Below are 4,789 nucleotides of genomic sequence, written 5' to 3' on the forward strand. Positions count from 1 at the left end.
AAAAGCTAGCACAGGAGCAAGCTGAAGCTGAACGTTTAAAAGCAGAGGCCGAAACAGAGCGCTTAGAGCAGGAGCGTATTGCTTCTGAACAAATTGAAGCAAAACGTTTAGAGCAAGAGCGTGCTGAAAACGCAGAAAAGATTGCAATTGAGCAGGCCAATGCTGAATTACTTGCAAAACAACAAGCTGATGCAGAAGCGCAAAGACAAGAACATGCACAACGTTTAGCCGATCAAGAAACGCAGATGCTGTTAGAGCAAGAGCGATTGGCTGCAGAAAAAGTAGAGGCTGAGCGACTAGAGCAAATACGCCTTGAAAAAAAGGATGAAGCTGTAAAGGCTGAAAAGCTTGCAATAGAGCAAGCGAATGCTGAGTTATTAGCAAAAGAACAAGCAGATGCTGAAGCACAAAGACAAGAGCAAGCAAAACGTTTAGCAGAACAAGAAGCGCAAATGCGTTTAGAGCAAGAACGTATTGCTGCTGACAAAGTTGAAAATGAACGTTTAGAACAAGAACGTATTGCGGCTGAAAAAGCAGAAAACGAGCGTTTAGAGCAAGAGCGCATTGCGGCTGAAAAAGCAGAAAACGAGCGTTTAGAACAAGAGCGCATTGCAGCTGAAAAAGCAGAAAATGAGCTTTTAGAACAAGAACGTATCACAGCAGAACTTGCAATTGAAGAAGCTAAAAAAGCAGAAAAGCCGAAAAAAGAAGGGTTTTTCTCTCGCCTTAAAAAGGGCTTGTTAAAAACTCGCGTTAATATAGGTTCTGGCTTTGCATCTATTTTTAGTGGTAAAAAAATAGATGACGAATTATTTGAAGATCTTGAAACACAGCTGCTCACCGCCGATTTAGGCGTTGATACCACCATGAAGTTGATTGATAGCTTAACTGATGCTGCAAACCGTAAGCAGTTAAAAGATGGTGATGCGCTTTATGAGTTAATGAAACAAGAAATGGCGGCGATGCTAAAAACGGCTGAACAGCCTTTAGTAATTACCAAAGATAAAAAGCCATTTGTTATTTTAATGGTGGGCGTAAATGGCGTTGGTAAAACAACGACTATTGGTAAGATGGCTAAGCAATTTCAAAGCGAAGGTAAGTCGGTTATGCTGGCTGCTGGCGATACGTTTAGAGCGGCTGCTGTTGAGCAACTTCAGGTTTGGGGTGAACGTAACAGCATTCCTGTTATTGCACAGCATACGGGTGCAGATAGTGCATCGGTTGTTTTTGATGCATTCCAAGCTGCAAAAGCACGTAATATAGATGTGTTAATTGCAGATACAGCGGGTCGCTTGCAAAATAAAGATAACTTAATGCAGGAGCTTGAAAAAATAGCTCGTGTTATGAAAAAAATTGATCCTGATGCGCCGCACGAAGTGATGCTAACCATTGATGCTGGCACAGGTCAAAATGCAATTAGCCAAGTGAACTTATTTAATCAATGCGTTGGCTTAACTGGTATTACGCTTTCAAAACTTGATGGAACTGCAAAGGGTGGTGTTATTTTTGCGGTTGCAGATAAGTTTAATATTCCAATTCGTTACATTGGTGTTGGTGAAGGTATTGATGATTTACGCGCTTTTAAAAGCGATGACTTTATTGATGCGTTATTTAGCCAAGATGAGGACGACGTTTAATTTACCAAAAGAGGGAGCTTGCTCCCTTTTTAATTGCGAGGAATACCAATTTTATTAGTAAACTAATTGAATTGGCATAATAAAAAGATGATAAATTTTCAGCAAGTAAGTAAGACTTATCCTGGAGGGCACCGCGCCCTCGAAAAAGTTAATTTTCATGTTAAACCGGGTGAACTTGCCTTTTTAACCGGCCACAGTGGTGCGGGTAAAAGTACGTTGCTTAAGTTAATTAGCTTAATGGAACGCCCATCGGCAGGCAGTGTATTTATCAACGGTGTTGATTTAAATAAAGTAAACTCGCGTCAAATTCCTTATGCTCGCCGTGATATAGGTATTATTTTTCAAAACCACCGTTTACTAGAGCGCTATACCATTTTTGATAACGTGGCACTGCCTCTTATTATTGAGGGTACTCACCATAAGCAAATAGCTAAACGTGTTCATGGTGCGCTTGATAAAGTAGGCCTGATAGACAAAATAAAATGTCATCCGTCTATGCTCTCTGGAGGCGAGCAGCAACGTGTTGGTATTGCCAGAGCAATCGTAAATTCCCCGCCAATTCTGTTAGCCGATGAGCCTACAGGTAACCTAGACCCTGAGCTTTCAATGGAAATCCTAAAGCTGTTTGAGGACTTTAATAAACACGGCACCACTGTTCTTATAGCGACGCATGACTTAGGTTTGGTTGCACGTATGAAGTACCGCAGTCTAACCTTAAAAGATGGCCGCATGCTTCAAGATCCGCTCGCTGAGGGAGCACTATGAGTTTACTTTTTAAAAGTCGTCAAAATAGTAACGACAAGCAAAAAAAATCAATATTAGCTGGCGGTTATTTTTTCATTATTAATATTTTTCGCCAAGGTGTTCATAGCTTAGGTGAAATGTGGCGTACGCCGCTTGCATCTATGATGACTATTGCTGTACTTGGTTTGAGCCTAACGTTACCTGCAACACTTTATCTCGTTGTTAAAAACGTACAGCAAGTAAGTAGTGGTTTTGAAGAAGCGAGTGAAATATCGTTGTTTGTAAAAGAAAGTATGAACGAGCAAGAAACGCAAACATTAGTAAAGCGTTTAGCACTTTATCCAGAAGTGGAAAGCGTTGAATTTATATCAAAGCAAAAAGCACTAACAGAATTTAAAGACGTATCTGGCTTTGGGCAAGCTTTAGAGTACTTAGATAAAAACCCATTACCTGATGTGGTACTTGTTACTCCTACAAAACGTCACAGACACCCAAATGCGGCTAAAGTACTGCTAACTAAATTAGAAAGTGCACGTGAAGTTGATTTTGGTAAGCTCGATATAGCGTGGCTAGAGCGTTTAAATGCATTACTAGATTTACTGAAAGAAAGTGTAATAACCATCGCATTATTACTGCTTACCTCAGTGACGCTTATTATTGGTAACACCATCCGTTTGTCGATCATGGATAAAAAAGAAGAAATACAAGTAATGAAGCTAGTCGGCGCAACTAACACCTTTATACATGCCCCATTTTTGTGGACCGGTATTTGGTATGGTGTAATAGGTGGTTTATTTGCCTTTATATGCGTAGGACTAATGATGTGGTGGCTTTCAAGCGCTGTGAGCAGTGTAGCGGGGGTGTATCAAACAAGCTTCTCGTTAATTGGATTATCGCTTAATGAGCTCGGCTTTTTAGTGTTACTTGCAACAAGCTTAGGATTTGTAGGCTCGTACCTTTCTGTAAATCGATATATTAAAGAAATAGAACCCGATAAAGTATAAAAAATCCTGCAAACTATAAGTGAACCAACCCAGCTTGATATGCGTATCGTACCGAACTGGGTTGTACCTACTGTTATTAAAACTGTCATATTTATGTACTATCCTCCCATGAAGTAATGAGTTGTAAATAAGGTGATGCAGCGAGGTTAACCTGCTGCAGCCCCTCAATTCATCACTTATTCAGTCGCTTGTAGTAGACTAAACACATACTAAAAACTGCTTGATTTATACTTTAAAAAAGTTTTAAATTGGGGTTAGCACTCTTAAAGAAAGAGTGCTAAGATAGTTTCAAATGTTTATCACCGAGGTGAAAAATGAGTAAAGATTTATACGCAATGGCACTTACAGTCGGACAACAAAGCGCAAGCATGGACGGTTACCTTCAAGCGGTAAGCACTATTCCTATGCTTAAAGTTGAACAAGAGCAAGAACTTGCTAAAAAACTTCAGGAAGAAGGCGATCTTAGTGCTGCCAAGCAACTCATTATGTCGCATTTACGCTTTGTAGCGCATATTGCTAAAGGCTACTCGGGATACGGCTTACCACAAGCTGACCTTATTCAAGAAGGTAATATAGGCCTGATGAAAGCGGTTAAGCGTTTCGACCCTACTGTGGGTGTACGTTTAGTATCGTTTGCAGTGCATTGGATTAAAGCCGAAATTCACGAGTTTGTGCTTAAAAATTGGCGCATAGTTAAAGTTGCAACCACTAAAGCGCAACGTAAATTGTTTTTTAATCTTCGTAAAAACAAAAAGCGTTTAGGTTGGTTTAATCAAGCTGAGGTTAGTACCGTTGCTAGCGAGCTAGGTGTGAGTGAAAAAGAAGTACGTGAAATGGAATCGCGCATGAGCGGCCAAGACATGGGCTTTGACCTAACGGGCGACGATAACGACGACGCACCAACAAGCACGTACTCTCCAGTACAATATTTAACAGATGGCGCAGCTGATTTAGCTGACGACGTTGAACAAGAACAGTGGAAAGAGCAAGCGCATACTCGTTTATTTAGCGCACTTAAAACACTAGACGAGCGTTCACAAGATATTGTTAGCGCACGTTGGTTGTCGGATGATAAAGCGACTCTTCAAGAGCTTGCACAAAAGTACAGTGTATCTGCTGAACGTGTTCGCCAGCTTGAAAAAACAGCGATGAAAAAATTACAAAGCGCTATGAGCTAAACACAGTTCAAGCTGCAAAATTTAAAAAGCCCTGCATGAAAATGCGGGGCTTTTTGCTTTCGCGTAGGTTGGCTTGAGAGAAGCGAAACCCAACGATAAAATATCCAATTAAGTAATACCGATGCGCTGCATATTGAATGGTTATACCAATCCGCAATAATACTTAATCATTTTGCGGGGCTAAACGTGTCGCTACCTGCGTTAAAAAATTCTCATTTAGAACAAC

At 40.6% G+C, this 4,789-nt stretch carries 4 protein-coding genes; all 4 read left to right on the forward strand.

Features of this window, described 5'->3' with window-relative positions; all coding sequences use genetic code 11:
* On the forward strand, positions 1–1,637 hold a 1,637-nt coding region (ftsY, locus tag L654_RS1000000126870; RefSeq protein ID WP_024606902.1), incomplete at its 5' end, for a signal recognition particle-docking protein FtsY.
* A gap of 87 nt (positions 1,638–1,724) precedes the next feature.
* Positions 1,725–2,402, forward strand: coding sequence for a cell division ATP-binding protein FtsE (ftsE, locus tag L654_RS0100160; protein ID WP_007582842.1), 678 nt, complete (start codon positions 1,725–1,727; stop codon positions 2,400–2,402).
* Positions 2,399–3,385, forward strand: a complete 987-nt coding sequence (ftsX, locus tag L654_RS0100165) for a permease-like cell division protein FtsX (RefSeq protein WP_024606903.1) — start codon at positions 2,399–2,401, stop codon at positions 3,383–3,385. Before ftsE ends, ftsX begins: the two co-directional genes overlap by 4 nt.
* A gap of 314 nt (positions 3,386–3,699) precedes the next feature.
* Positions 3,700–4,563 (forward strand): RNA polymerase sigma factor RpoH, encoded by an 864-nt coding sequence (rpoH, locus tag L654_RS0100170; RefSeq protein WP_007582838.1) that lies wholly within the window; start codon positions 3,700–3,702, stop codon positions 4,561–4,563.
* Positions 4,564–4,789 lie beyond the last annotated feature (226 nt).

The organism is Pseudoalteromonas sp. TAB23, from assembly GCF_000498075.1.
GTDB classification, from domain to species: Bacteria; Pseudomonadota; Gammaproteobacteria; order Enterobacterales; family Alteromonadaceae; genus Pseudoalteromonas; species Pseudoalteromonas arctica.

Excerpts from the sequence above, each read along its gene's own strand:
- ftsE (WP_007582842.1), top strand. The coding sequence starts at position 1,725 with ATGATAAATTTTCAGCAAGTAAGTAAGACTTATCCTGGAGGGCACCGC.
- ftsX (WP_024606903.1), top strand. The coding sequence starts at position 2,399 with ATGAGTTTACTTTTTAAAAGTCGTCAAAATAGTAACGACAAGCAAAAA.
- rpoH (WP_007582838.1), top strand. The coding sequence starts at position 3,700 with ATGAGTAAAGATTTATACGCAATGGCACTTACAGTCGGACAACAAAGC.